20 protein-coding genes are annotated in these 26,031 nt (G+C 69.9%); 7 read left to right on the forward strand and 13 right to left on the reverse strand.

Translation table 11 applies throughout. The annotated features are described in order from the left end of the window. Nucleotide 1 precedes the first annotated feature (1 nt). Nucleotides 2-637: a CoA transferase subunit B gene (locus CACI_RS24195; protein ID WP_015793480.1), complete on the reverse strand. Its 636-nt coding sequence runs from the start codon at nucleotides 635-637 to the stop codon at nucleotides 2-4. Further along, entirely contained in the window at nucleotides 634-1,392 is a 759-nt protein-coding gene (locus CACI_RS24200) for a CoA transferase subunit A (RefSeq protein ID WP_015793481.1), read from the reverse strand. The genes CACI_RS24195 and CACI_RS24200 overlap by 4 nt, the downstream gene beginning before the upstream one ends. A gap of 102 nt (nucleotides 1,393-1,494) precedes the next feature. Between CACI_RS24200 and CACI_RS24205 the strand changes: the two genes are divergently transcribed. After that, nucleotides 1,495-3,144 (forward strand): IclR family transcriptional regulator domain-containing protein, encoded by a 1,650-nt coding sequence (locus tag CACI_RS24205; RefSeq protein ID WP_015793482.1) that lies wholly within the window; start codon nucleotides 1,495-1,497, stop codon nucleotides 3,142-3,144. Here CACI_RS24205 and CACI_RS24210 read toward each other — a convergent pair. From CACI_RS24210 to CACI_RS24235, 6 genes are all read right to left on the reverse strand, one after another. After that, complete coding sequence (locus tag CACI_RS24210) at nucleotides 3,133-4,119, reverse strand: PDR/VanB family oxidoreductase (protein ID WP_015793483.1); 987 nt, start codon at nucleotides 4,117-4,119, stop codon at nucleotides 3,133-3,135. The genes CACI_RS24205 and CACI_RS24210 overlap by 12 nt on opposite strands. A gap of 8 nt (nucleotides 4,120-4,127) precedes the next feature. Continuing rightward, nucleotides 4,128-5,138: an aromatic ring-hydroxylating dioxygenase subunit alpha gene (locus CACI_RS24215; RefSeq protein ID WP_015793484.1), complete on the reverse strand. Its 1,011-nt coding sequence runs from the start codon at nucleotides 5,136-5,138 to the stop codon at nucleotides 4,128-4,130. A 78-nt stretch (nucleotides 5,139-5,216) separates the two neighbouring features. Further along, nucleotides 5,217-5,987, reverse strand: a complete 771-nt coding sequence (locus CACI_RS24220; RefSeq protein ID WP_015793485.1) for an IclR family transcriptional regulator — start codon at nucleotides 5,985-5,987, stop codon at nucleotides 5,217-5,219. 26 nt (nucleotides 5,988-6,013) lie between these two features. Beyond that, a complete protein-coding gene (locus CACI_RS24225; RefSeq protein ID WP_015793486.1) occupies nucleotides 6,014-7,576 on the reverse strand; it encodes an MFS transporter in 1,563 nt (520 codons plus the stop codon). Between the two features lie 364 nt (nucleotides 7,577-7,940). Beyond that, nucleotides 7,941-9,296, reverse strand: coding sequence for a hypothetical protein (locus CACI_RS24230; protein ID WP_015793487.1), 1,356 nt, complete (start codon nucleotides 9,294-9,296; stop codon nucleotides 7,941-7,943). Between the two features lie 195 nt (nucleotides 9,297-9,491). Continuing rightward, complete coding sequence (locus tag CACI_RS24235; protein ID WP_015793488.1) at nucleotides 9,492-10,322, reverse strand: PaaX family transcriptional regulator; 831 nt, start codon at nucleotides 10,320-10,322, stop codon at nucleotides 9,492-9,494. A gap of 56 nt (nucleotides 10,323-10,378) precedes the next feature. Between CACI_RS24235 and CACI_RS24240 the strand changes: the two genes are divergently transcribed. From CACI_RS24240 to CACI_RS24255, 4 genes are read left to right on the forward strand one after another with little or no spacing between them, the layout of a single operon-like run. Beyond that, entirely contained in the window at nucleotides 10,379-11,287 is a 909-nt protein-coding gene (locus CACI_RS24240) for an SDR family NAD(P)-dependent oxidoreductase (RefSeq protein WP_190276630.1), read from the forward strand. Next, on the forward strand, nucleotides 11,287-12,168 hold the full coding sequence (locus tag CACI_RS24245; protein ID WP_015793490.1) for a 4-hydroxyphenyl-beta-ketoacyl-CoA hydrolase: 882 nt from the start codon (nucleotides 11,287-11,289) through the stop codon (nucleotides 12,166-12,168). The genes CACI_RS24240 and CACI_RS24245 overlap by 1 nt, the downstream gene beginning before the upstream one ends. Before the next feature lie 16 nt (nucleotides 12,169-12,184). Next, on the forward strand, nucleotides 12,185-13,690 hold the full coding sequence (locus CACI_RS24250) for an acyl-CoA synthetase (RefSeq protein ID WP_015793491.1): 1,506 nt from the start codon (nucleotides 12,185-12,187) through the stop codon (nucleotides 13,688-13,690). 38 nt (nucleotides 13,691-13,728) lie between these two features. Next, nucleotides 13,729-14,184, forward strand: a complete 456-nt coding sequence (locus CACI_RS24255) for a MaoC family dehydratase (protein ID WP_015793492.1) — start codon at nucleotides 13,729-13,731, stop codon at nucleotides 14,182-14,184. Between the two features lie 13 nt (nucleotides 14,185-14,197). Here CACI_RS24255 and CACI_RS24260 read toward each other — a convergent pair whose 3' ends face one another. Continuing rightward, nucleotides 14,198-15,682, reverse strand: a complete 1,485-nt coding sequence (locus CACI_RS24260; RefSeq protein WP_015793493.1) for an RICIN domain-containing protein — start codon at nucleotides 15,680-15,682, stop codon at nucleotides 14,198-14,200. Nucleotides 15,683-16,053: 371 nt separating this feature from the next. Between CACI_RS24260 and CACI_RS24265 the strand changes: the two genes are divergently transcribed. Next, a complete protein-coding gene (locus CACI_RS24265; protein ID WP_015793494.1) occupies nucleotides 16,054-17,439 on the forward strand; it encodes a ricin-type beta-trefoil lectin domain protein in 1,386 nt (461 codons plus the stop codon). 98 nt (nucleotides 17,440-17,537) lie between these two features. Here CACI_RS24265 and CACI_RS45985 read toward each other — a convergent pair whose 3' ends face one another. From CACI_RS45985 to CACI_RS24280, 3 genes are all read right to left on the reverse strand, one after another. Continuing rightward, nucleotides 17,538-19,349: a ricin-type beta-trefoil lectin domain protein gene (locus CACI_RS45985; protein WP_015793495.1), complete on the reverse strand. Its 1,812-nt coding sequence runs from the start codon at nucleotides 19,347-19,349 to the stop codon at nucleotides 17,538-17,540. A gap of 203 nt (nucleotides 19,350-19,552) precedes the next feature. After that, a complete protein-coding gene (locus CACI_RS24275; RefSeq protein ID WP_015793496.1) occupies nucleotides 19,553-20,170 on the reverse strand; it encodes an NAD(P)-dependent oxidoreductase in 618 nt (205 codons plus the stop codon). Between the two features lie 106 nt (nucleotides 20,171-20,276). Next, nucleotides 20,277-21,062 carry an inositol monophosphatase family protein gene (locus CACI_RS24280; RefSeq protein WP_015793497.1) on the reverse strand — a complete coding sequence of 262 codons (786 nt, stop codon included), beginning with the start codon at nucleotides 21,060-21,062 and terminating at the stop codon, nucleotides 20,277-20,279. 129 nt (nucleotides 21,063-21,191) lie between these two features. Between CACI_RS24280 and CACI_RS24285 the strand changes: the two genes are divergently transcribed. Continuing rightward, nucleotides 21,192-22,133 (forward strand): LysR family transcriptional regulator, encoded by a 942-nt coding sequence (locus CACI_RS24285; RefSeq protein WP_015793498.1) that lies wholly within the window; start codon nucleotides 21,192-21,194, stop codon nucleotides 22,131-22,133. A gap of 1,443 nt (nucleotides 22,134-23,576) precedes the next feature. On the opposite strand, the gene CACI_RS24290 is transcribed toward CACI_RS24285, so the two are convergent. Then, the gene (locus CACI_RS24290) at nucleotides 23,577-25,982 is read right to left on the reverse strand and encodes a ricin-type beta-trefoil lectin domain protein (RefSeq protein WP_015793499.1); all 2,406 of its coding nucleotides are present in this window, start codon (nucleotides 25,980-25,982) and stop codon (nucleotides 23,577-23,579) included. Nucleotides 25,983-26,031 lie beyond the last annotated feature (49 nt).

The raw sequence follows: 26,031 nt of genomic DNA on the forward strand, positions 1-26,031 counted from the left end.
CCTACCTTTCCCACCGGACCGGAGCCGCCGTGCGGCGCGCGACCTCCTCGGCGGTGACGCCGGGTGCGGTCTGGACCAGGGCGAGGCCGTCGCCGGTGACGTCCAGGACGCCGAGGTCGGTGATGACGCGGTGCACGCAGCGCCGCCCGGTGAGCGGAAGCGTGCACTCGGCCACGATCTTCGGCGAGCCGTCCTTGGCGGTGTGCTCCATCAGCACGATGACCCTGCGGGCACCGTGGATCAGATCCATCGCGCCGCCCATGCCCTTGACCGTCTTGCCCGGGATCATCCAGTTGGCCAGGTCGCCTCGGGCGGAGACCTGCATGGCGCCGAGGATCGCCGTGTCGATGTGCCCGCCGCGGATCATCCCGAAGGACAGCGCGGAGTCGAAGAAGGCCGCTCCCGGCATGACGGTCACGGTTTCCTTGCCTGCGTTGATCAGGTCGGGGTCGACCTGCGCCTCGACCGGATACGGGCCGACCCCCAGCAGCCCGTTCTCGGAGTGCAGGACGACGTCCACCCCGGCGGGGAGGAAGCCGGGCACCAGCGTCGGCAATCCGATGCCGAGGTTGACGTAGGAACCGTCGGTCAGCTCCGCCGCCGCCCGCGCCGCCATCTCCTGTCTGGTCCAGCTCACGCCGAACGCACCGTCCTCTTCTCGATCGGCTTGTCAGCAGCCTGCTGCGCGGTCAGCGCGACCACGCGCTGCACGAACACCCCGGGCAGGTGGACCGCGTCCGGGTCGAGCTCGCCGGGCTCGACCAGCTCCTCGACCTCGGCGATGGTGATCCGGCCGGCCATGGCGGCCGGCGGGTTGAAGTTCCGTGCGGCCTTGGCGAAGACCAGGTTCCCGTGGCGGTCGCCGCGCGCCGCGCGCACGAGCGCGAAATCGGTGGTGATGCCGTGCTCCAGCACGTATTCGCGTCCGTCGAACGTGCGGACTTCCTTGGGCGGTGCCGCCACCGCGACGCCTCCGTCCGGCGTGTGCCGCCACGGCAACCCGCCTTCGGCGACCGGGGTGCCGACGCCGGCCGGGGTGAAGAACGCCGGGATGCCGCAGCCGCCGGCCCGCAGCCGCTCAGCCAGCGTCCCCTGCGGGATCAGCTCCAGTTCCAGTTCGCCGGCCAGGTATTGCCGGGCGAACTCCTTGTTGTCGCCCACATATGAGCCGGTGACCCGCGCGATCCGCCCGGCCGCGAGCAGGACGCCGAGGCCGCCGCCGTCCACCCCGCAGTTGTTGGACACGACGCTCAACCCCGTGGCGCCCTGCCGGAACAGCGCCTGGATCAGGGTGCCGGGTACGCCGCTCAGCCCGAAACCGCCGACGGCCAGGGATGCGCCGTCGCCTATGTCGGCGACGGCTTCCGCGGCCGAGCGCACCACCTTGTCCATACGCAGCCTTCCGCGCTTGTTCGCTCAGTGAACTTTCCTTCATAATCTGAGGTGCGGTGAGTTTGCATCGCGGGACCGCGCGTGTCAACGCTGGGAGGACGTATGCCGCAGACCGCTGACGCCGCGCCGGTCGGACCGCTGGAACGCGGTCTGACCGTCCTGCGCGCGCTGGCGCTGGCCCGCGGCGACCGACTGCGCGCCAGCGATCTGGTCCGGGCGACCGGCCTGGCCCGCTCCCCCGTCGACCGCCTCGCCACGACGCTCGTGCGGCTCGGCTACCTTCGCGAGCAGGACGGCCGCGACTTCGTCCTCACCCCGAAGGTGCTGGAATTCGGCCTGGCGTATCTGCGCTCCAGCCGACTGCCTCACCGGCTCGGGTCACTGGCCGAGGCCCTCGCCGACGACCTCGACGAGTCCGTGTCCGTGGCCGTCCCCGACGGCGACGCGGTGCGGTTCGTCGTGCAGACGCCGAGGCGGCGCGCGCTGTCCGTCACCTTCCGCGCCGGGGACGCCCTGCCCGCTGAACGCTGTGCGCCCGGCGCGTTGTTCGCTGCGGACTGGGACGAGCAAGGCTTCGAGCGCTGGCAGGCCCGCATGCTCGCCGATCCTGACAACACCGCCTTCCCCGCTCTGCCGGCGGCACAGATCTCCTCGCGCCCGACGATGACGGAGTTCCGCCGGCTCGCGGCCGAGGCACGCACGAACGGCTTCGCCCTGGACGACCAACTGGTCGAGCCGGGGCTGGTCGCCGTGGCGGTACCGATCCGCGACGGATCAGGGCACGTCGTCGGCGCCCTCAGCGTGGCCAGCCACACCAGTCGGCACTCGGCCGCCTCGTTGCGCGAGCGCGCACTGGAGCCGATGCTCCGCACGGCGCGGCGGATGACCGAAGCGCTCGCGACCCACGAGGACCGGCCGGCCGTCCACCGTCCTTCGCGCGACGATTCGCTGGATCCCAAAGGAGAACTGGGCCCGGAGTACCTGCAATCGCTCGCTCGCGGTCTGAGCGTGCTGGCCGCGCTGAGCGTCCCGGGCGGTATGACGCTGACCGAGGTCGCCGAAGCCACGGCACTGCCCCGCGCCACAGCCCGGCGCTCGCTGCTGACCCTGGAAAGCCTTGGCTACGTCGCTACGGACAGCCGCCGCTTCCTCCCGCTCCCCCGCGTGCTGGAGCTCGGCTATCCCACCGTCTCAGCCCGCTCGCTGGCCGACGTGGCGCAGCCGCACCTCGTCGATCTGGTCCACCGCGTGCACGAGTCGACCTCCGTCGCCGTCCTGGACGGTCACGACATCCGCTACATCGCCCGGGTCGCCGCAAGCCGCATCATGTACGTCGACATCACCGTCGGGACCCGCTTCCCCGCGCACGCCACGTCGATGGGCCGGGTCCTGGTGGCGGGCCTCGCCCCCGGACCGCGCTCGGCATGGCTGGACGCAGCCGACCTCGCGCCGTTGACCGCGCACACCGTCACCGCTCCCGACCGTCTCAAAGCCCTGCTGAAGCAGACAACACGCGACGGCTTCGCCCTCGTCGACCAGGAACTGGAGGAGGGGGTACGCTCCCTGGCCGTGCCGCTGTGCGGTTCGGACGGACGGGTCGTCGCCGCCGTGAACGTGTCACTGCACGCCGGGCGGGCATCGCTGCAGGATGTTCCCGGGCTCTTGCTGCCCGCCCTGCGGGAGACCGCCAGGCGGATCACCGAGGACATCGCGCTGGTCTTCGCCCTGCAGCCGATCCCCTCACAGGTCTAGGACGAGCCTGCCGGTCTGAGCCCCCGCCCGCGCTCGCGCTCGGGAGACACAGATCATCATCGTGTCGCCCGCTGCGCGCTCCGCGGCGGTGAGCACCGAGTCGCGGTGGTCGGGAACGCCGTCCAGGACGTCGGTCTCGCACGTGCCGCACGTGCCCTCGGTGCAGGAGTAGAGGACAGACACACCGGCGGCGCGCACCGTGTCGAGGATCGAGGCGTCGGCCGGGACCTGGAGCGTGAGACCGCTGCGGGACAGCTCGATCTCGAACCGCTGGTTCTCGCCGGCGGCGGCGTCCGCCTTGGGTTGGAAACGCTCGACGTGCGGTTCGGGCCAGCCGGCAGCCTGGCAATATGCTTCGACCGCGTCGAGCAGACCGCCTGGTCCGCAGCAGTAGATCGCGGTCCCGGTCCTGGGCGCGCCGAGGTGGTCGGCGAGATCGAGCAGGCCGTATTCGTCCTGCGGACGCAGGACGACCCGGTCGCCGTAACGCGCCAGGTCCTCGACGAACGCCATCGAGGACCTGCTTCGGCCGCCGTACAACAGCGACCAGGGCGCGCCGGCGGCCTCGGCCGCGGCGACCATCGGGAGCAGCGGGGTGATGCCGATGCCGCCGGCGATGAACGCGTAGCGCTCGGCCGTCCGCAGCTCGAAGTGGTTGCGCGGTCCGCGGGCGCCGACGCGGGTCCCGGTGGTGAGCCGTGTGTGGACGTACTCTGATCCCCCGCGCCCGTCCGGCTCCCGCAGCACCGCGATGCGCCACGCACCGGCGCCGGAAGGGTCGCCGCACAGCGAATACTGGCGCTCCAAACCGTTGCCAAGAACCAGATCCACGTGCGCGCCGGGCGACCACGGCGGCAAGGCGGAACCGTCCGCGCGCCGCAGCGTCAGGGAGATGACGCCGTCGGCCTCGTCGCGGCGCTCGGCGATGACGAGCGTATGCACGTGCTCGGTCCCTTGGCTCGTGCTCGGGCGCATACTCATGCTCACTGCGCGGCCAGCTGCGCGAGGATCCGGCGCGCGGCCAGGCCGCCGGCGTCGATACCGATGCTGAGCTCCTGGTAGCCCGCCGACTCAGAGTCCAGGGCCTTCTGCAGGATGTTCAGCGCGACGACATCCTGCATCACCACCTGGTGGTTGAAGTCGCGCAGGAACTCGGTGACCGCCGGGTCGTCGGTGGCGAAGTTCCGCGAGACAGCCCAGAAGTCGTAGACCTGTCCGGGCGCGGAAGGCGTGATCGCGTACGTGATCTCGGTACGGAACAACGGGTTCTGCTCGCCGGCCGGCGTGATGCGGCTGTGCAGGAGGTACAGGCAAGGGGCGAAGTACTCGATGTCCTGCAAGCGCGTGATACGGCCCTGGATGCCGGTCGACTTCGCGTAGAAGGGCGGGCACGCCGCGTCCACCATGTGCCGGGCGACGCGGACGATCCCGGCCTGCTCGTCGGCGTCGGTGGTGATCGGCGTGTCGGCGACCTCGGGGGTCCCGATGTAGCCGCCGTGCAGGTAGGTCTCGTGGGAGAGGTCGAGGAGGTTGTCGACGAGCAGGCCGTAATCGCAGTCGATGGGCTCCATCCCCGAGACCGTGACGAACTCCGGGTCGGCCATGTGCGGAGCCCGCGGTATGAGCTTGTCGTCGGCGAGTTCGGGATCGCCGATCCACACCCACACGAACGAGTCCAGCTCCGCGACGGGATAGGACGCGACACGCGCCGTGCGCGGGATGCGCTGTTGCCCCGGGACGAAGACACAGGTCCCGGACGTGTCGTAGGTGAAGCCGTGGTACCCGCAGACGATGGTGTCTCCGTCCAGACGGCTCTCGGACAGCGGGTAGCGGCGGTGGACGCAGCGGTCTGCGAGTGCCACGGCGCGGCCGTCCTGGCCGGTGCGATAGAAGACGATCGGTTCGCCGAGGATGGTCCGCGCCAGGAAGGTGCGGCCGACTTCGCTGGCGTAGGCGGCGACGTACCACTGGTTGCGGGCGAAAGCTGTGGCCATGGGAGGCTCCGGGGCGAGTGGGGGACGGTGTCGCGTTGAGCGTCGCAACGCCCGCATTCGGCGACAACACGACTTCCGTCAGGCGGAAGCCCCGATCGGCGGCTGCCAGCCCAGGGCGCGGGAGATGCCCGCGCCGGCGACGCGCACGGCCGGGATCAGCGCGTTCGGGCGCGCGCCTTCGGCGTGGACGACCACGGAGACGGACGCGACGACGTCGCCGTGCGGGCCGCGTATAGGCGCGGCCACCGACAGCGCGTCGTCGGTGATCTGCCGCTCGCTGACCGCGCAGCCGGAGTGCCGCACCTCGGCGAGCATCCGGCGCAGGCGCCGCGGCTCGGTGACGGTGTGCGCGGTGAAGGATTCGAGCGGTCCGGCCAGGTATCCGTCCTGGAAGCCGGCCGGGCTGTGCGCGAGCAGCACCAGGCCGACACCGGTGGCGTGCAGCGGCCAGCGGGCGCCGACCTGCGTCCGCACGCCGACCGCCGAGCGTCCGGCGAGGCGCTCCACGTAGACGACCTCCGCGTTGTCCCGCACCGCGAGCTGGACGTTCTCGTGGGTGGCCTCGAACAGGTCCTCCAGGAACGGCATCGCGGCCTCGCGCAGCACCAGGCCGCGCGGGGCGAGCGCGGCGAGCTCCAGCAGCCGCAGCCCGATGCGGTACGCCCCGGACTCGTCGCGCTCGAGCGCGCCCCAGGCCGCGAGCATGCCGACCAGGCGGTGCGCGGTGGGCAGCGTGAGCCCGGCCCGGCGGCTGACGTCGGTGAGCGTCAGCGCCGGATGCGCGTGGTCGAACGCGGCCAGCACGGCCAGGAGCCGGTCGGCGGCGGTCCTGCCGCCGGGTTCGCTCATGGCACCGACCCTAGGGGCGGGGCGGCCTACTGCAGGGTCCTGGCATCGCTGCGGCGCAGCGCGCCGACCACCAGCAGGCAGCTGGCCAGCGCGGCGAGTCCGCACACCAGGTACCCGATCGAGTAGCCGTGCCCGAGCGCGTCGAAGGCCAGCGGCCCGGCGTGTCCGGGCGGCGAGTCCGGCGGCACCGAATTCACCGCGAGCGGTCCGCCTTCGGCCATGACGTGCTGCGCCGCGGCCTTCAGGGCCGGGTCCAGCGAGGAGCGGCCGAGCCGGGCCTGGAACCCGGACGCGGCGTTGCTCAGCGCGATCGCGCCGACCACCGCCGGGCCCAGCGTGAACCCGAAGTCGCGCAGCTGGTTGGTGGTCGCGCTGGCCATCCCCTCCAGCGCCGGCTCCACGGTGTTGACGGCGGTCGCGGTGATCGAGGACACGGTGAAGGCGAACCCAGTGCCGACCAGGCCCAGCGGCAGCACCAGCACGGTCAGCGTCCGGTCCCCGACGGCCAGCGTCGCGGCCAGGAAGTCGCCGGCGGCCATCAGGACCAGCCCTATCGCCAGCAGCCAGCGAGCCGGCATCCGGGCCAGCAGCCGCGAGGTCACCGGGATCAGCACCAGCGTCAGGCCGTTGAGGAGCAGGAACGCGACCGAGGTCCGCAGCGGGCTCTGGTGCTGGATCGGACCGAGCCGGATGGAGGTGGCGTAGGCGGTGCCCAAAAAGCTGAACATGCCGACCACGGCGACGACCGACGCCACAGCGAACCCGCGGTTGACGAAGATGCCCAGCCGCAGCAGCGGCGAGGACGCCCGGCGCTCGGCGACGACGAACAGCACCAGGAACAGCACCGCGACGACGAACCCGCCGACGACCGGACCGGACCCCCAACCGTCAGTCGGTCCCTGGATGACGGCGTACAGCAGCGCGAACAGGCTGACGCCGATGGTGACCTGGCCGCCGAGATCGAGCGAGCGCCCGGCCGGCGACCGCGAGTCCCGAGCGAGCACCAGGCTGACCAGGGCACTGACCCCGGCCACGATCGCGACCACGACGAACGACCACCGCCACGATCCATGGGCAGCCGTAAACCCGCCGAGCACCGGAGCGAGCGCCCCACCGAGCGAGAGCAACCCGGCCCACAACGCGATGAGCCGCGCCCGCTCGCCATGCCCCCGGGTCCCCGCGACGATCATCGCCAACGACGTCGGGAACAACGCCGCGGCGCCGATCCCGGACAACGCCTGCCCGGCCCACAGCAGATGAACGCCATGCGAGGACGCCGACACCGACTCTCCCAGCCCCAGCAACAAGGCACCGCCGATCAGCAGCCGCTTGCGACCGAACAGGTCACCCAGGACGCCGAAGGTGAGCTCCAGAACGCTGACCGGCAGCAGGAACGCATCAGAGATCCAGGTCAGCTCCGACCCGACAGGATGCAGATCCTGCTGAAACAGCCCATTGAGCGTCGCCGGAATCGCAACGCCGATCTGCGCCAGGCACACGGCCAGGCAGCAGGCTATGAGGGTACCGAGCGCCAGAGGCGAGCGCTCGACACCGGTGCCAGTGGGCGGAAGCCCGGTGGTTGCGGACATGATCGGTCCTTAGGAGGTGGGGGAAGAGCTCTGTTGGAGGTGGGCCGCGGCCGGCGTCGGGGCGGCGTCGGGCGTGGCCGGTGGCGGGTGCCGCAGGCAGCTAGCGATGTCGGCGACAGGGTGCTGCCGGTGGCGAGCGATGACGGTAGCTGGCTGCTGTCGGTGGCGAGTGTTAGTCGGCGTCAGGGTGCTGCCAGTGGCGAGCGTTGCCGTCATCAAGCGCGCTGGGCGTCAGGGCATTGAAGCCAGCAAGTGCAGTCGTCATCAGGCCACTGACAGCGGCCAACGCGGTTCGCGTCAGCCATTGCCCGAATCCAGCGCGGTCGGCACCAGCGCGCCGTCCGAGACCGGTGGCGGTGCGGTGTTAGCGCCCGCCGTCGACGAGGCGGGCGGGGCGGTAGTCGACGAAGGCTGTGGTGCCGGCGGGTTGGTCGGCGGTGAGGGCGGCGGCGGAGGTGTCGCCCCAGTGGCCGGTGTCGATGCGGTGCTCGAGTGCGTGGAGGCCGGCGAGGATTTCGTTGGTGCTGAAGGCGCAGTGGCCTTGGCGGGCGACGTATGCCTGGCGCAGGGATTGTGCGTCGCCGGAGTTTCGGACGCGGGCGGCGAAGGCGTTCTCCTGCTCGACCGGGACCAGTTGGTCGGCGGTGGTGTGCAGGTCGAGGAGCGGTGCGGTGAGTCCCTGGCCCGCGGTCGAGGTCCGCGCCATCCATGCCGTGGCGGCGGGGTCGGCGTGGTAGGCCGGGGCGGCGTGCAGGGCGTTCAGGTCGGCGTTCAGGTTCAGGCCCGCGGCTTGATACAGGGCTCGGACTTCGTCCCGGTGCGGGGAGGAGGCGAGCTGCGCGCGCCAGTCGAGTCCGACGGTGGAACCGCTGTCGCCGCCGGCTGCCTGCTCGATCGAGGGGCGCGAGCCGATGATGAAGGCGAGCTGGCCGGCGGCGATCCATGCCTCCTGCTGGCTTTCCTGGCCGGCGGCGTCGCCCGGCGCCGGCGGGTTCTGGCCCGGCGCCCAGGTCGGCAGGTTCAGGAACGCCGCCGCCAACGCGATCCGTGCGCGGCCCGCGGGTGTCTGCTGCGCGGCTGTCACGGCGTCGGTCAAGGTCGTCGCCACGGCTGCGGCGTCGTCGGGCCCGGAGTAGCCGGTCAGGTGGACGTGGGCGTCGGGCGCGAGCAGCGTCGCCAGGACGACTTCGCCGGCGAGCTGATAATCGTTCAGGTCCAAGCCGCCGGCGACCAGGCCGCACAGGCCGAGCGAGCCGGCGACCCGGCCGTGGGCGTCCCGGACGATCTGGGCGTTGACCAGTCCGCCCATCGACTCCCCGACCGAGACGGTGCGGGCCGGACGGCCGAGGACGGCCTTGGCCGCGTCCAGCGTCTGGAACTGGTCGCGTTCGGCGCTGCCCAGAGCCCACCAGGAACCGTTCGGGTCGTAGGAGGAACCGGCGAGCGCGTACCCAGCGGCCAGCAGGGCGGTCTGGGAATCCGAGCTGGGCGCGTCCTGCGCCACCGTCGGGCCGTACCCGTGGCTGAACAGCAGCAGTGTGCCGTTCCAGTCGGCCGGGACGTCGGCGATCCACGTCGCGCCGTCGGCGAGCGTGCCGGTGTGGTGCCCGGGCGGCGGAGCCGGGGCGGCGGACGCGGCCGAGGGCAGGACCACGAAGGCTGAGAGGGTTGTCAGGACCGTGAGGCCGACGGCGAGGCGCCGGCGCGGGTGCGTGCTCATGGGCGGTGCTCCTTTTCGGGAAGGCTGCGAAGGGAGCGGGACGAGAACGCGACGAAATGTAGGGCAGTTTTTTGGCGGCAGTCAATGGCATGCCGAATATTTGTCCGCGGCACAGCACTCCGGGACGATCAGGCGATCAGGCGATCAGGCGATCAGGGGATCGAGCGATCAGGCGATCAGGGCACTGCGAACCAGCTACCGCAGCCGCAGGGTGTCCAGCGTCCGCTCGGCCTCGACCCGCGCCGAGGCCTCCCGCTCCTGCGCGAGGGCGTGGAACAGCTCCTCGGCCTGAATGGCGGGCCAGTCGGAGGGCAGATGCTCAGCCGGCAGGTGCGGGTCGCGCCGGACCAGCTCCAGCCAGTCGGTGTGCAGCAGCAGCTGGCTTCCCAGCGGGTCCGCCACGCCGGATCCGGGCTGCGACCAGCGCCGCAGGAACGCCTGGTAGTCGGCGGCGATCGCGGCGGTGTCGAAGGCTGTCTCCAGCACGGTCGCGACCTCCGTCGGCTTCACGATCGTGCCGCGGAAAACCCGCAGGTGCGCGTCCAGACCCAGATCGCCGAGCAGGGCGGCGGCGTCCACGTCCGACGGCGCGACCCACAGCCCGTTCTGCAGCGGCCCGAACCCGCCCCACGTCAGCCGGGAGCGCAGATCATGCCGCTCGCGGCGCCACGCCTCGGGCAGCGAGAACCCGATCAGCGTCCACTGCCCGTCCCAGTCCAAGTTCGCCGCGCCTCGCTGCCAGATCCGGTCGTAGCCGTCCTGCAGCACGGACACGGCCCGCGGCGTGAGCGCGAAGTACATCTTGCGGCCTTGGCGGTGGCGCTCCAGCAGGCCTCTGCCGACCATGCGGGTCAGCGTCGAGCGCACCGCCTCCTCGCTGACCTCGACGCGCCCCAAAGCGTCGATGACCGAGCCGGAGGAGATCGCGAGATCGCGTCCCAGGACGTGGATGCCGAAGAACGTCAGCATCAGCGACTGCGGTCGCGGCGAAGACTCGGGACTGCTCACCAGGTCAGGGTAGGGCATCGCCGATGTTCGGCAAACTATTGACGGCAGTCACGACAATGCCTAAGTTGTGCCGCATGATCCTCACCGACAAGGTCGCCGTCGTCACCGGAAGCGGGCGGGGGCTCGGCCTGGCCTATGCCAGGGCCCTGGCCGCCGCGGGCGCCGCGGTGGTCGTCAACGACGTCGACGCCGACGCGGCGCGCGCCGCGGCCGCGCAGATCGAGGCGGCCGGCGGCCGGGCCGTCGCCGAGGTCGCCGCGGTCGGCACCACCGAAGCCGCCGACGCCCTCGTGCGGCGCGCGGTCGACAGCTTCGGCCGCCTGGACGTGATGGTCACGAACGCCGGCGTGCTGCGTGACAAGGTCCTGTGGAAGATGTCCGACGAGGACTTCGACACCGTCGTCCAGGTCCATCTGCGCGGGACCTTCACCTGTGCCCGCGCCGCCGCGGCGCACATGCGCGAGCAGGGCACAGGCGGCCGCATCATCGTCGCCGGCTCCCCGGCGGGCCAGCGCGGCAACTTCGGGCAGACCAACTACTCCGCCGCCAAAGCCGGCATCGCGGCGATGGTCCGCACCTGGTCCATGGAACTGGCCAGGGCGGACATCACCGCCAACGCCGTCATCCCGGTCGCGGCCACCGCCATGACCAAGACCATCGCGGCCTTCGCTCCGCACGTCGAAGCCCTCGAAGACCACGGCACGCCGCTGCCCGACGCGCTGCGCAAGGGCGAGGGCTTCGGTACGCCGGAGGACGCCGCCCCGCTCGTCGTCTTCCTGGCCTCCGACGCCGCCGCCGGCATCACCGGGCAGTGCATCGGCATCGGCGGTGACAAGCTGGCGCTGTGGTCGCATCCGCAGGAGATCTCCGTCGCCTACGCCGACGGCGGATGGAGCGCCGAAGCCATCGCCGCCGCCTGGCCGGTCAGCGTCGGCCGGACCCCGGAGACCGTCGGCGTCCCCGCTCCCGGGACCGGCCTGTGATGGACGCGCCGATGACCGTCGGCGGACTCACCGCCATCGACGTCCACACCCACGCCGAGGTCTCGGCGAAGGGACACGGCTCGCTGTCCGAGGAGCTGGACGCGGCCGCGGGCGAATACTTCAAGACCGAGCACCGCCGGCCGACGCTGCCGGAGATCGCGGCGTACTACCGCGAGCGGAACATGGCCTGCGTCGTGTTCACCGTCGACGCCGAAAGCGCGACCGGGACCCCCGCGGTGCCCAACGAGGAAGTCGCCGAGGCCGCGGCCGCGAACCCGGACGTCATCATCCCGTTCGCCAGTATCGATCCGTACAAGGGCCGGCTCGGCGTCAACCAGGTCAAGCGGCTGGTGCGCGAGTTCGGCGTCCGGGGCTTCAAGTTCCACCCCAACGTCCAAGGGTTCGCGCCGAACGACCGGCTGGCGTACCCGCTGTACGAGGCCATCGAGGCCGAAGGCGCCATCGCCGTGTTCCACACCGGCCAGACCGGCATCGGCGCCGGCGCCAGGGGTGGCGGCGGCATCCGGCTCAAGTACAGCAACCCGATGCTGGTCGACGACGTGGCGGTGGACTTCCCCGACATGCCGATCATCCTGGCGCACCCCTCGTTCCCCTGGCAGGACGAGGCACTCGCGGTGGCGACCCACAAAAGACAGGTCCACATCGACCTGTCCGGCTGGTCGCCGAAGTACTTCCCGCCGCAGCTGGTGCAGTACGCCAATACCCTGCTGCAGGACAAGGTGCTGTTCGGCTCGGACTACCCGCTGCTGACCCCGGACCGCTGGCTGGCCGACTTCGCGAAGCTGCCGATCAAGGACGAGGTCCGCCCCAAGATCCTCAAGGAGAACGCGGCCAGGCTGCTCGGCCTGACCGCCGGTTGAGACAGGGAGCACTGCGATGCTCAACCAAGGCATCGGATCCTGGCCCGCGCGCCGGGCGCGCAAGACGCCCCGCCGCACCGCCCTGGTCCACGAGGACCGCTCCATCACTTACGCCGCCCTCGACGACCGCGTGAACCGGCTGGCCCACGTATTGCGCGAGCGCGGGATCAGCCGCGGCGACCGCGTCGCCTACCTGGGTCCCAACCACCCGGCCTACCTGGAGACGCTGTTCGCCGCCGGAACGATCGGTTCGGTGTTCGTCCCGCTCAACACCCGCCTCACAGCGCCGGAGCTGCGCCACCAGATCGAGGACTCCGGCAGCACCCTGATGGTCTCAACGCGCAGCCCGCAGGCCGATGCCCTCGCCGACGCGATCGACATCCTCCCCGCCGAAGGCGCCGACTATGAGGCGGCGCTCGCCGCGGCGACACCAGAACCCTGGGACGAGCCGGTCGCTCTGGACGACCCGTGCCTGATCATGTACACCTCGGGGACCACCGGCCGGCCCAAGGGCGCGGTGCTGACCCACGGGAACATGGTCTGGAACTGCTTCAACGTGCTGGTCGACGCCGACCTGGCAGCCGACGAGGTCACCCTGGTCAGCGCCCCGCTGTTCCACATCGCCGCGCTCGGCATGACCTGCCTGCCCACGCTGCTCAAGGGCGGCACGGCGGTTCTGGAGTCGGCCTTCGATCCGGCGCGCGCCCTGGAGTTGATCGGCCGGCACCGGATCACCTGCCTGTTCGGCGTCCCGGCGATGTACGAGATGCTCGCCGCCGAGCCGGGCTGGGAGCAGGCGGACCTGTCCAGTCTGCGGAACCTGATGTGCGGCGGCGCGCCGGTCCCGGGCCGGACGATCCGGCGCTACCTGGACCGGGGGCTGGCCTTCGTGCAGGGCTATGGCATGACCGAGGCGGCGCCGGGCGTCCTGCTGTTGGAGAGCCGCGACGCGGCTGAGCACGCCGGTTCGGCCGGTGTGCCGCACTTCTTCACCGATGTGCGCCTGGTCGGCGCCGACGGCGCGCCGGCCGGCACCGATGAGCCCGGCGAGTTGCTGGTCAGCGGCCCGAATGTGACCCCCGGCTACTGGCGGCGGCCTCGGGAGTCCGAGGAGGCGTTCCACGAAGGAGCCTGGTTCCGCTCCGGCGACATCGCCAAGACCGACGCCGACGGGTACGTACGGCTCGTCGACCGGGTGAAGGACATGTTCATCTCCGGCGGGGAGAACGTCTACCCGGCCGAGGTCGAGGACGCCCTGCTGGACCACCCCGACGTCGCCGACTGCGCGGTGTTCGGCGTGCCCGACGAGAAGTGGGGCGAGGTCGGCCGGGCGGTGGTCGTGCTCCGAGGCGGCCGCGCACCCGACGGCTCGGCGCTGCTGAGCCACCTCGACGGCCGGCTGGCCCGCTACAAGATCCCCAAGTCCGTGGTCTTCGCCGACACGCTGCCCCGCAGCGGCGCCGGGAAGCTGCTCAAGGGCCCGCTCCGCACAGCCTACGGCACCGACGCCAACCCGCTGTGAATCCGTCTCAACCCTTTGCGAAAGGCCCGCGATCCACCATGCCCCGCACCGTGACCGGCGTCGCCGGACTCCTCGACCTCGGCGCCGCCGACCTCGGCCACAGCTCATGGCTCGACATCGGGCAGGAACGGGTGAACACCTTCGCCGATGCGACCGGGGACCACCAGTGGATCCACGTCGACCCCGAACGCGCCGCCACCGGGCCGTTCGGAGGCGCCATCGCCCACGGCTACCTCACCTTGTCGCTCCTGATCCCGTTGTGGAGCGAGTTGCTGACCGTCGCGGACATCGGGATGGCGGTCAACTACGGCCTGAACAAGGTCCGCTTCCCCGCCCCGGTCCGCGTCGGCTCCCGCATCCGCGCCCACGGCGCGATCGCCTCAGTCACCGAGGTCAAGGGCGGCGCCGAGGTCGTGGTGGATCTGAGCGTCGAGATCGAGGGGCAGCACAAGCCCGCGTGCGCGGCTCAGGCCGTGTACCGGTTCTTCGCCTGAGCTCGCGCGGCGGTCACGACAACGTCCATGTCTGGTTCGCCTGACCGTTGGTCGTCCACTGGATCACCTGCGCGCCCTGGGCGGTGGAACCACCGGAGACGTCGGCGACCAGGCCGCTGTTCAGGTTGGTGAGCTCATAGCTGGCGTCGCTGGAGGAGGTGTAGCTGCCGACCGGGTCCAGGGCCCACTGCTGGTTGCTGCCGCCGCCGCAGGTCCACTGGTCGAGCGCGGTGCCGGTGGCGGTGGAGCGGTTCGGTACCTCCAGGCACAGGCCGCTGTTCTGGTTGGTGAGGGTGTAGACGTTCCCTGCGACCTGGTGGAGAGTCCACTGTTGGTTGGTGCCGCCGTGGCCGGCCCACTGGATGACCGCGCCGCCGCTCGCGGTGGAACCGCCGCTGACGTCCATCACCATCGAGCTGTTCGCGTTGGTGAGGTGGTGGGTCGAGCCCGACGCCGGATTCGAGCTGCCGGACCAGGTGCCGGCGGCGACATCGAGGGACCACGAGTTCTGCCATCCGACGTTCGCCGTCGTGCCGGACAGCGTCAGGGGCAGCCAGACCAGCTGTGATCCCCCGAGGTTGTTCGGGTTCCAGCGGTCGCCGGCGTAGATGTAGGACGTGCCGGCGCTTCCCGAGACCGGGATGATGTTCGCGGTCTGCGTCTGGTAGGTGTTGGTGCCGGCGGGGGCGAAGTCCTTGAAGGAGGACCAGGAGCCGGACAGCGAGGTCGCCGTGGCGTACACGTTGTCGTTGAGGTTCCAGCCGGTCAGATGCGAGCCGAGGACGAAGTAGGTCCCGTTCGTCTTGACCATCGCGGGCGCCTCGTAGTCGGCGAACAGCGCCACGCTGCCGCCGCTGCCGCCCGCGCTCACGACGCTGAGGTAGTCCGCGGAGAGCTTGTCGACGCGCAGACCGCTGGCGCGGTCCTCGGACAATAGGTAGCCGGTGCCGTCGGTGTCCTGGAACAAGCCGATGTCGCGGCTCTGACGGCCCAGCGGCTGGAAGCTTCCCCGGTAGCTGTACGGGCCGCACGGTGTGCTGCTGGTCGCGACCCCGACCTTCGCCTCGCCGTAGCTGGCGCTGTCGATGTGCATGTACATCACGAAGGTGTTAGTGCTGGCGTTGAACAGGACCTTGGGGCGCTCCACGACGCGGTTCGGTCCGAGGTCGCCGCTGGTCTGCCTGGTCAGGGCCTTGCCTTGCAGCGTCCAGTGCGACAGGTCGGTGGAGCTGTAGCACGGGATGTCCTGGAAGGCGGCGTTGCCCGAGTTCTCCCCGGTCTTGTCCTCGCCGAAGCCGTACCAGGTGGAGCCGACCTTGACGATGCCGAGGCCGTGCATCTGCAGCGCGGTGCCGGAGGTGTCGTTCCACGTCTGCCCGGGCGAGAACTGCGACGTCGCGGCCTGCGCCGAGGTCTGGGACAGACCCACGAGGGACAGGGCGGTCGTCACTGCGGCGATGAGGGCGCTGACGGTGCTGCGCCTTGCTCGTATGGGCATGAGGTTCCCTGGGTGAGTGATGGTGGTCGCCGGGTCGCCCGAGGCGTGAACCCGCGGTTCGAACAATTTCCGCAACGTTCTGACAATCTCAGACACTCTTTCGCACAGAATCAATCTCGCGCGTACCGCTGTCAAGGCCTCGCCGCGGATCTGCCGCCGGCACTCCACGGGACCTGGCTAGCGCGGGCATAAGTATGAAGCTTTCACTCGATCTGCTGCGAGCTGCGCGTCTACCAGGTGCATGAGCCGAAGAGTATGAAGCATCTCGTTGACCCTTCATATGAAGAGCCCTACTATCCCCTCGAAATCGCCCGCGCGAGGCGCGTAGCCGCTCTGGCAAGGCGCCCCAGGCGGTCAAGGAAGGTGTGGCAATGCAGAAACGCAGAGCCGTTTTCGGACCAGTGGCGCTCATGGCGCTGCTGGTCGCCTTAGTGAGTGCACTGACGGTATACGGAGGACTCGGTGCCGCCTCGGCGTCGCCGGGCGCCGCCCCCGCCGCGGCCTCCAGCGGTTGCGGCAAGGCTCCGGTGCTGGCCAGTGGTTCGCACACGATTCAAAGCAGCGGTCAGAACCGCAGCTACATCCTGCGGCTGCCGGCGAACTACGACAGCAGTCATCCCTACCGGCTGGTCTTCGGTTTCCACTGGGTGGGCGGTACCGACAACGACGTCGACTCCGGGGGAACCGACGGATACAACTGGTCCTACTACGGGCTGCGGAAGCTGGCCGATGCGGACGGGAACGGCACGATCTTCGTCGCCCCGCAGGGCATCAACAACGGCTGGGCCAACTCCGGCGGCCAGGACGTCACGTTCGTCGACGACATGCTCAGCCAGTTCGAATCAGGACTGTGTCTGGACACCAGTCAGGTCTTCTCCTCCGGCTTCAGCTACGGCGGGTCCATGACCTACGCCCTGGCCTGCGCGCGGCCGGCGGTCTTCCGCGCGGTCGCGGTCTACTCCGGAGCGAACCTGAGCGGATGCGCCGGCGGCACCCAGCCGGTGGCATATATAGGTCTGCACGGCATCCGGGACAACACCCTGCCGATCGCCAACGGCCGGGCACTGCGTGACACCTTCGTCCGCAACAACAAGTGCACGCCGCAGAACCCGCCCGAACCGGCCTACGGCAGCCTGACGCACATCGTCACCGCCTACTCCGGCTGCCTGCCCGGGTATCCGGTGGTCTGGGCCGCCTTCGACGGCGCCGGCCACGACCCCGGACCCATCGACGGCAGCACCGGCGACGGCTGGCACACCTGGACGTCCGGCGTCGTCTGGAACTTCTTCACCCAGTTCCAGAACGGCCAGCCGCCGAGCAGCACGCCGTCGACACCGCCCTCGACCACGCCGCCCGGCAACGGTCAGGGAGCGCTGCACGCGATCGGCGCGGGCAAGTGCCTCGACGATCCGAACTCGGCCACCACCACCGGGACCCAGCTGCAGATCCATGACTGCACCGGGCAGGCGAACCAGGCCTGGACGCACACGTCCTCCGGGCAGCTGAGCGTCACGGTGGGCGGCAGCACGCTGTGCCTGGACGCCAACGGCAAGGGCACGACCAACGGCACCAAGGCGATCCTGTGGTCCTGCAACGGCCAGAGCAACCAGCAGTGGACGCTCAACTCCAACGGCACCGTCACCGGAGCACAGTCAGGGCTCTGCCTGGACGTCACCGGCGCCTCGAGCGCCAACGGCGCCCTGGTCGAGCTGTGGACGTGCAACGGCGGCAGCAACCAGCAGTGGGCACTGAGCTGAGCACGTTCGGCACCGAAACCGGTTAGGAAGATGCCGCCCGGACAGATCCGGGCGGCATCTTCGTTAGTCGGTTATGAGGGTTCGTCAGCCGGCCGACGTCACGCCGGCTTCCACTCGTACGTCGCGATGCCGTGGCCGGGCAGCGAGTCGCTGAACTTCTGGCCGCCCCAGCTGGTGCTGAAGGACTGCGTCGAGCTGGAGGTGTTGTCGACGATCAGCACGAGCGAGCCGTCCGGATTCTGGAACGCCACGTTGTCGAGGTTCGCGGTGGTGGTCGAGGCGATGCGCTTCGCGCCGGGGAGCACGAACTTGCTGAAGTGGCCGACCGAGTAGTACCCGGCGTCGTAGGTCACGTTCCCGGTGCTCTGGTTGACGGTGACCAGCGGGGTGCAGGCGTTGCAGCCGCCGGGGATCACCGGGCCGTTGTTCTGGTCCTGGACGATGTTCCACATCGTGGCGGTCCGCGCCGAGTTGCGGGTGCTCTGGATGAAGGTCTCGATCGCGTTCTGCGGGTCGATGCCGTCAGAGCATTCGGTCTCGTAGTTGTCCTTGGTCGGGAACGCCGCCTGCATGGTGCTGATGGCGTTCAGGCCGCCGGCGTAGCAGTGCCAGGACGTCCCCGCCAGGTACTTGGCGGCGTTCGCGTTCTGCATCAGCGGCTCGGCGTAGTCGCTGAGCACGTTGGTGTTGAAGTCGGTGCCGAGCAGCGCCGGGGAGAGGTTCGCCTGGGCCAGGGCGGGCCCGAGGTTGTTCGCGATGAAGTCCGCTTCGTTCTGCTCGCTGAACTGCATCCCCGGGTAGGCGGTGGCGTAGGACGGCTCGTTCTGCGGGGTGATCGCGGCGATCGGGATGCCTTGCGCGGCGTAGCCCTGGAGGAACTTCACGAAGTACTGGGCCAGCGGTCCGTAGCTGGCGGGAAGCAGCGATCCGGCGTTGTTGACGTTGTTCATCTGGCCGTTCGTCTTCATCCACCCCGGCGGGCTCCACGGGTTCGCCATGAGCTTCAGGCCCGGGTTGAGCGCGAGCGCTTCCTTCAGGTCCGGGACGATGTACTGCAGGTCGTGCGCGATCGAGAAGTTCGCGAGCGCCGGGTCGGGCCGGGTCCATCGCTGGTTCGTCGCGCCGTTGCAGGCCCACAGCTGCATCAGCGAGCCGTTGGCCGTGGCCGCGCCGGAGACGTCCAGGCACAGTCCGGACTGCACGCCGGTGATCGAGCCGTTGGTGTTCAGTTTCCACTGCTGGTTCGCCTGGCCGTTGCACGTCCACAGGATCACCTTGGTGCCGTTGGCGGTGCCCTTGCCGTTGGCGTCCAGGCACTTGCCGGCGACCTGCAGTTCCGAGGCGCTGGTGTAGGCGAACTGCTGGTTGGCGTTGCCGCTGGTGCAGTCCCAGATGTAGATCTGCGTGCCGTTCGCCGTGTTGCCGGTGTCGTCCAGGCAGCGTCCGGAACCGACGCCGACCGTGGTGCCCGTGGACGCCGACAGGTTGTCGTCGTAGGAGTACGGCTGTGCCGTGGCGGAGAAGTCCGAGGAGCCCATCGGAACCCGCACCCAGCTCATCCCGATGCCCTGGCTCGGGCTGAACAACGCGTTCATCAGGTTCGTGTGAGCCGTGCTGCTCAGCTTGTCGGAGAGCAGCCATGCCGAGCTGTCCGTCATCGCGGCGCCGAAGCCCACGATGCTCTGGAACTTCTGCGTGTTGTCGACGCTGATGGTCCCCGAACCGGACGACGCGGAGAAGCCGAGATCAGTCTGTTGCGTCAGGTGTTGGCTCAGATCTGATGTCGTCAGCCACTTGTGGACCGTCTCGTTGGCGGCCGAGGCCGGCGGTGCCGGCATCACCAGCAGAGCCAGTCCGAGTATGCCGGCCAGCGCGCCGGCAGTGCCGACGCGCCGTAATGCTCGTGGCATCTGTGTCAAGCCTCTCGGTGGGCGGATAAGGGTTCTGAAGTGCGCACAGTCGGCGCGGATGTTTCAGATGTTAGACATAGTCACGGCGGCAATATGTGTCAAGCACATCGGGCAGCGGTGCAGGTCAGTGGCGCGCTGGACCTGGGCAGAAGCGTTACTCGCAATGATCTGACTCTCGGAAGTTTCGTACTCTTAGAGTCAGGTCACCGTTCGAGGGGGATCGCGACGCGTCCCGGGAAGTACGGGGTCTGCGCCTCGTCGAGCATGGCGGCGGCGACCGTCTCGCGGCTGACGCGGGCGGGAAAGAACCGCTTCGGAGCCTGGTCGAGTCCGACGGTCCGCCGTACCGCGCTCGGCGGGCGATCGGCGAACGGTCCGGAGTGGAACACGGTGCCCCCGGCTTCCAGCACGGCGGCGTCGGCGGCGACCTTGTCGGCCAGTTCGGCGCCCATCGCCTTGAGCAGGGTGCGGGTGGCCAAGCCGGCGGCCTGGGCGGACGGGCCCGTGCCGTAGGCGCCGAGCCAGATGACGCGGCCGGGGTGCGCGGCGACGACGGCGCGGGCTCCGGCGGTGAGCGCGCCGGGTTTGTCGCCCTTGGCCACGCCCAGGCCGGACAGGACGAGCTCGCTGCCACGTAGCGCCCGCGCGATGCTGTCGGGATCGCGGACATCAGCGGCGACTCGGGTCAGGAGCGGGGAGTCCGGCACGGTGATGCGGGCCGGGGTGCGGGCGATCGCGGTGACGGTGTGCCCGCGCTCGAGCGCCTGGCGGGTCAGGGCGAGCCCGACCGCGCCGGAGGCGGCGAGGATGGTCACGTTCATGGTGGACCTTTCGGATCGGGGGGTTCTCGGTTTGGTTCTCGGCGCTTCTCAGCGGTGAGCCGGTGCTTCTCAGCGGTGAGCCGGTGGCCGGCGACCTTGGATCAGATCAGGCCACTGTCGCCAACACCTCGACGGTCGCGGCGTGCAGCGCCGGCGCGGTGGCCACGACGGTGTCCGCGCCCGGGCTCCACGGCGTGCCGTCGATGCGGGTCACCACGCCCCCGGCCTCGGTGATCAGCAGGGCGCCGGCCGCGACGCCGGGGAGCACCGGCTCGTACTGCCAGAACACGTCGTTGTGGCCGGCGGCCACCAGCAGCATCGGGAAGGTCGAGGGGACGGTGGCGCGGACCAGCAGGGCGCGCTGGAGCATGGCCGTGATCGATTCTCCGATGCGCCGGTAGGTGCCGTCCTGGTCGGCTTCGGCCTGTCCGGTGACCACGATCGCGGCGTCCAGGTCGGTCTTCGCCGAGACCGTGAGCGGCGCGCCGTTCAGGTGGGCGCCGCCGCCGCGCAGGGCGGTGTACGTCAGGTCGCCGACCGGCTGGCGCACCACCGCCAGCACCGTCTGCCCGTCGCGGACCAGCGCGACGGTCACCGCCCACTCCGGCAGCCCGTGCACGTGGTTGACGTTGCCCTCGACCTCGTCCACCACCCACCACTCGCCGGGCGGCAGCGCGGTGGTCTCGTACTCGTCGGTGAGCCAGCGCGCCTCAGGGCGCAGCGCGGTCAGGGCGGGACGCAGGATGTCGAGCGAGACCTGTCCGTCCGCGGTGCCGATGCGGAACATGTCCTGGCGCCCGGCGGGGCGGGTGGCGGTGGAGTACCTGGCCTCCAGGGCCCGGCCCGCCTCGGCGGCGATCTCGACCACGGCGGCGAGCAAAGCAACAGTCATGGCACAGCCCTTCACATGGGGTTTCGGTGTGTGTCGGGCTCTGCTCGAGCCCTGACACCCCTCACGCTACGAGCCGCGTCACATGATTGCCAGTGCACTGTCGTAAGGCCAAGAGTTACCCTGACGCATGTGGATCTGAATCTGCTGACAGCCCTGGACGCCCTGCTAGCGGAGAACAGCGTCGCCGCGGCCGCCGACCGGCTGCACCTGTCCCCGCCCGCCATGAGCCGCACCCTGGCGCGCATCCGCAAGGCCACCGGCGACGACATCCTCGTGCGCACCGGCCGCGCCATGACCCCGACTCCGCACGCGCTGGCCCTGCGCGAGGAGACCAGAGACCTGGTCGCCCGCGCCACCGCGCTGCTGACCCCCGTCACCGAACTCGACCTGCCGAACCTCGAACGCGGCTTCACCCTGCGCTGCCACGACGCCCTCGTCGCGGCCCTGGCGCCAGCCCTGATCGAGGCTGTCGCCGAAACCGCCCCGAACGTCTCGATCCGCTTCCTCGCCGAACCCTCCGCCGACGCCGCCGACCTCGCCCGCGGCCAGACCGACCTCGAAGTCGGAGCAGCGGCACCTCAGCGCCCAGAGATCGCCGCCCACACCATCGGCACCGACCGCATGGTGGCAGTGATGCGCCCCGACCACCCCCTGGCCACAGGACCCCTGACCCCGCAGCGCTTCGCCGAGGCAGACCACCTCACCATCTCCCGCCGCGGACGCCTCACCGGCCCGATCGACGAGGCCCTAGCCGACCTCGGCCTCCACCGCCGCGTCCGCGCCGCACTACCCACCACCAGCACAGCACTGGAACTGACGGCACGCACCACCCTGATCACCACCGTCGCCGAACAGGTCTGCCGCCCGGCATGGACCAACCTGGGACTACGCGCCCGACCACTCCCGTTCACCCTCCCCGCCGTCCCGGTCATCGTCGCCTGGCACCACCGCTACGACACCGACCCCGCCCACAGCTGGCTGCGCACTCACCTGCTGGCAGTGCTGAAAACCATCCTCACCGCCCCGGAGCCGAATCCGACCCCGATGACAGACGACGCCGGCAGTGAGTGAAGACAGGCGCGCAGATCTAGCCGGCTGTGCGCGCCATGTTCCCGGAACGCAGATACTTTCCTCGACCCGCCGACTTTTCAGATCTGGCGACATCTGCCCCGACTGAGTAAAGGCGGGCGCGCAGTTCCAGCCCGCTGCGCTCGCCATAGTCGCTGAAACGCAGATGTTTTCCTTGCCCCAACTCCTCAGACCTGGCTACATCCGCCCGGCTGAGTAAAGGCGGCGCTCATGACTTATGCGTGGGTGGCGGGGCGTGGGCAAGTGCGGTTTGTTTGTGGGTTTTTAGAAGCTTTTTACGTCTTCGAGCATAGTTTGATGGCCTCGCAGGGGGCGCAGTTCGGTGGAGCGTGTCTGAGTAGCGTTGGCGGCCGGCGGCTGTTCGTGTTCACGACCGCGCGCTGGTCGGGGTCACTGCGCACGCGTTGGGGCTGGCGGGTCGCGGCCGCGTTTGAGGGGCACCTGAAGTCAACGTCAAGGGCAGGCGCCTCCGGCGGGGGCACTCTGCAACGGGGGGTCGGGCCGGTCGGGCGAGGCGGCGGCGGTTCGAATGTTGGTCGCCTTTGTCCCGGATCCCTCGCCGCTGTCGTCGCCGTAGACGGAATCATTGCGGCCTGGCGGAGTCAAGTCGGATCGCATTTGCTGTGGTGCTGTTTCGTTCGACTTGACACCGCCAGTCCACAATGATTGGCAGAGCCCGCCGACAGCGACGAGGGATCCGGGACAACACCCTTGTGGGAAGGGTTTCCCCGCCTATCGCGCAACCCTCACCTCGCGCAGACCGCCAGTCCTGTCACGCGGCGCCCAACAAAGCCAATGCTTTTCCTGAAGACAGCGGCGACTTGGCAAAGCAGCAGCCTGCCACCTGCTTCGGTGGATCCTCCACACCATACGGGGAATCCGGGACTAAGGCGATGACAAGCAGCGTCCGGCAGCAGACAGCGCGACCGCCCCCTCCCCGGAGCGAGGCCGCTCGCCGCGCAGGCGCAGCGCAGTCGCCGCCGGAGGCCCTGCTTCTGACTCTGACTTCAGGTACCCACCAAACGCGGCAGACACCCGCCAGACCAACGCGTGCGCAGTGACTCGGACCGGCGCGCGGTCGTGAACACGAACAACCGCCGGCCGCCGACGCCACCCGGACACGCTCCACCGAACTGCGCCCCTGCGAGGCCATCAACACCCGCGCAAAGCCGTAAAGAAGCTTCTAAAAACCCACCAACCAACCGCACCCAGCCGCCCCACACCACCCACCCCACACCCACCCCGACATCAGTCAGGAGTGCCGTAAAAGCGGGCGCGTTCCCGCCGGTTGTGCTCGCCGCGGTCCCCACCGCGGCGAGCACAACCGGAGCGCGGATGCCTTGCTCGACCTGCCGACTCCTCAGGTCTGGCGGCATCCGCCCCGGCGGTGGCCGGCTGGGCCGGTGCCGCCGAGTGCGGGGGGCGTCAGCTGTGCGTCCATCTCTGGTTGCTGCCGCCGTTGCAGGTCCACAGTTCGAGCAGGGTGCCGTTGGCGGTGCCGGCTCCGGTGGCGTCGAGGCACAGGGTGGACTGGGTGCCGGTGATGGTGCCGTCGGCGTTGAGGGTCCACTTCTGGTTGGTGGCGCCGGTGCAGGGCCAGATGTCGACCTTGGTGCCGGTGGCGGTGCCCTGGCCGGCGGCTTCCAGGCAGTCGCTGCCGTAGACCCGCAGTTCGTTCGCCGCGGTGGCGGTCCACTGCTGGTTCGTGCCGCCGTTGCAGTCCCACAGCTCGACCTGCGTGCCCTGGGTCTGCGAGGCGTTGGGGACGTCGACGCAGCGGCCGGAGCCGCTGCCGATGATCTCCCCGCTGCCGCCGCCGGTTCCGCCGGAGCCCGGGGTGATCGACAGGTTGTCGAACTGCGCGGTCTCGCCCTGGCTGGTGGCGTAGCCGATCTGGCCGGCGCCCCAGGTGCTGCTGTTCGCGGTGCCGACCTTGGTGCCGTCGATGGTCGCCGTGATGGTGCTGCCGGAGAAGCTCAGCGCCAGGCTGTGCCAGCGGCCGGTGCCCAGCGCCGCGACGGTGCCGCTGGCCAGAGTGCTGACCGTGGCGCCGGTGTTCGTGCTCAGGATCGACCACGCTCCGGTGTCGCTGACGCGCAGGTGGTAGGCGTTCAGCCCGCCGGCGCCGCCGTACGACTGGGTGTTGGCCCGGCCCATCAGCTCCGCGTAGCCGGACTTCTCCAAAAGTACATCGGAGCTGACCGTGTAGTTGCTCCAGCTCACGTCGCCGAGCAGGGCGTGCGGGTCAGACAGGGTGTCCCAGGTGATCGGCGTCTGCGGGCTCATCTGCCGCACACACTGGCCAGTGCGACCGCCGCCGCAGGCAGCGACCTCGAACGAACCCTGCCAGTCCATCAGGTACTTGGCTTCGGTACCGGTGGCGTCGCTGTCGAAGGTGTCGCTGTACGGCAGGGCCATGGTGGCCCGGCTGGGACCGGCGGCGGTGCCCTTGCCCTGCCCGGTCGTCGTCGTCACGGAATAGACGTAGCCGGGCTGGACGGTCAGGCTGAAGTTTCCGCCGGACGGGGTGACGTCCGTGGTGTGCACGAAGTAGTCAGCGGAGTTGTTGGAGTTGACGTTGGTCGCCCACACGTGCACCTGCCCGGTGGACAGCCCTCCGGTGACGTTGAAGTTCAGCGTCTGGGCGCTGCCGGCGTCCACCGTCTCGATGATGGTGGAGTAGTCGCTGTTGTTCGGCGACTTGAGCGTCACATAGCTGCCGCTGTTGCGATTGCCGCCTATGTAGCCGCTGGAGGAATCCAGATACTTCCAGCCGGGTTCGGTGAACTGCGTGGTCTGCGCCATCACCCACGCGTTCTTGCCGACCGAGTAGTAGCCGGACCACGGCTGCGGCGCCGCCTCCACACCCATCGTGGGATACGGCAGGTTCGGGGTGATCGCGGCGACGATCGGCCAGTTGAGGTACGCGGTCATGCGTCCGTCGATGTAGCCGCGGTTGATGCCGCGCGCCATCGCCTGCGCGCCGCCGTTGTAGTCGTCGGAGCCGTTCTCGCTGGCCCACAACTGCTTGCCGGACGAACTCGCCGCCGACGGTACCGTGCAGCTGGACTGCGCCGAGCGATAGCCGCACGGATAGTGCGCACCGAGCACACCGACCGCGGAGGCGAAGGTCGGATTGGAGTCGACGTCGTTCGCGATCGTCCAGTCCGAGTCCGCGCCGACGATCTCGACGCCGGAGTAGCCGTTGGCGTTGAGCGCGCTGCGCAGCTGCTCGTACCAGGAGACGTTGTAACCCCGCTCGTTCCAGCCGCCGAGGTAGTCGATGCTCAGGCCGTGCGACTTCGCGCAGCCGAGCCAGGAGACCAGGTAGTTCACCATGTCGGTGGACCAGAAGTTCCCGTTGCCGATCCAGCCGGGCGCACCCCAGGCCAGCCCGTACAGCTTGATGTTGGGGTTCCGGGCCTTGGCCTGCTCGGCGAGCCAGAACTCGTAGCCGACATTGCAGTTCACGACACCGCGGCTGTGCTCGATGCTGGGCTCGGCGCCCGAGGTGGAGTTGGTGTCGCCGCCGATCTCGATCTTGAGCATCTGCGCCGCCGCGCCGTAATCCGGCTTGAACATGTAGTCCAGCGCCTGGCTGCGTTCCGGCTCCGGGTAGTCGATCAGCAGTCTGCTGTTGCCTCCTCCCCCGCTGATCGCCCCGACGCCGTCGAAGGTGCGGCCGCCGGACGCGCCGTTGATGGTGATCGAGGTGGCGGCGTGCGCCGGTGCGGCGACGACGGCTGTCACGCCGCCCGCGACCAGCGCGATACCTGCCAGCGCGGCCGTGGAGACGCGCAGGCGGCCGAGGATCCGGCCGATTCTTGACACGATGATGTTCCTCTCAGGTTGTCGTGCAGGGGTCATACGCTGCATCGAA

The sequence above is a fragment of the Catenulispora acidiphila DSM 44928 genome (genome assembly GCF_000024025.1).
Taxonomy (GTDB): domain Bacteria; phylum Actinomycetota; class Actinomycetes; order Streptomycetales; family Catenulisporaceae; genus Catenulispora; species Catenulispora acidiphila.

Bases quoted from the DNA above. Each gene is read 5' to 3' on its own strand.
- CACI_RS24200 (WP_015793481.1), bottom strand. From the start codon at position 1,392: ATGGACAAGGTGGTGCGCTCGGCCGCGGAAGCCGTCGCCGACATAGGC.
- CACI_RS24205 (WP_015793482.1), top strand. From the start codon at position 1,495: ATGCCGCAGACCGCTGACGCCGCGCCGGTCGGACCGCTGGAACGCGGT.
- CACI_RS24210 (WP_015793483.1), bottom strand. From the start codon at position 4,119: ATGCGCCCGAGCACGAGCCAAGGGACCGAGCACGTGCATACGCTCGTC.
- CACI_RS24215 (WP_015793484.1), bottom strand. From the start codon at position 5,138: ATGGCCACAGCTTTCGCCCGCAACCAGTGGTACGTCGCCGCCTACGCC.
- CACI_RS24220 (WP_015793485.1), bottom strand. From the start codon at position 5,987: ATGAGCGAACCCGGCGGCAGGACCGCCGCCGACCGGCTCCTGGCCGTG.
- CACI_RS24225 (WP_015793486.1), bottom strand. From the start codon at position 7,576: ATGTCCGCAACCACCGGGCTTCCGCCCACTGGCACCGGTGTCGAGCGC.
- CACI_RS24230 (WP_015793487.1), bottom strand. From the start codon at position 9,296: ATGAGCACGCACCCGCGCCGGCGCCTCGCCGTCGGCCTCACGGTCCTG.
- CACI_RS24235 (WP_015793488.1), bottom strand. From the start codon at position 10,322: ATGCCCTACCCTGACCTGGTGAGCAGTCCCGAGTCTTCGCCGCGACCG.
- CACI_RS24240 (WP_190276630.1), top strand. From the start codon at position 10,379: ATGATCCTCACCGACAAGGTCGCCGTCGTCACCGGAAGCGGGCGGGGG.
- CACI_RS24245 (WP_015793490.1), top strand. From the start codon at position 11,287: ATGGACGCGCCGATGACCGTCGGCGGACTCACCGCCATCGACGTCCAC.
- CACI_RS24250 (WP_015793491.1), top strand. From the start codon at position 12,185: ATGCTCAACCAAGGCATCGGATCCTGGCCCGCGCGCCGGGCGCGCAAG.
- CACI_RS24255 (WP_015793492.1), top strand. From the start codon at position 13,729: ATGCCCCGCACCGTGACCGGCGTCGCCGGACTCCTCGACCTCGGCGCC.
- CACI_RS24260 (WP_015793493.1), bottom strand. From the start codon at position 15,682: ATGCCCATACGAGCAAGGCGCAGCACCGTCAGCGCCCTCATCGCCGCA.
- CACI_RS24265 (WP_015793494.1), top strand. From the start codon at position 16,054: ATGCAGAAACGCAGAGCCGTTTTCGGACCAGTGGCGCTCATGGCGCTG.
- CACI_RS45985 (WP_015793495.1), bottom strand. From the start codon at position 19,349: ATGCCACGAGCATTACGGCGCGTCGGCACTGCCGGCGCGCTGGCCGGC.
- CACI_RS24275 (WP_015793496.1), bottom strand. From the start codon at position 20,170: ATGAACGTGACCATCCTCGCCGCCTCCGGCGCGGTCGGGCTCGCCCTG.
- CACI_RS24280 (WP_015793497.1), bottom strand. From the start codon at position 21,062: ATGACTGTTGCTTTGCTCGCCGCCGTGGTCGAGATCGCCGCCGAGGCG.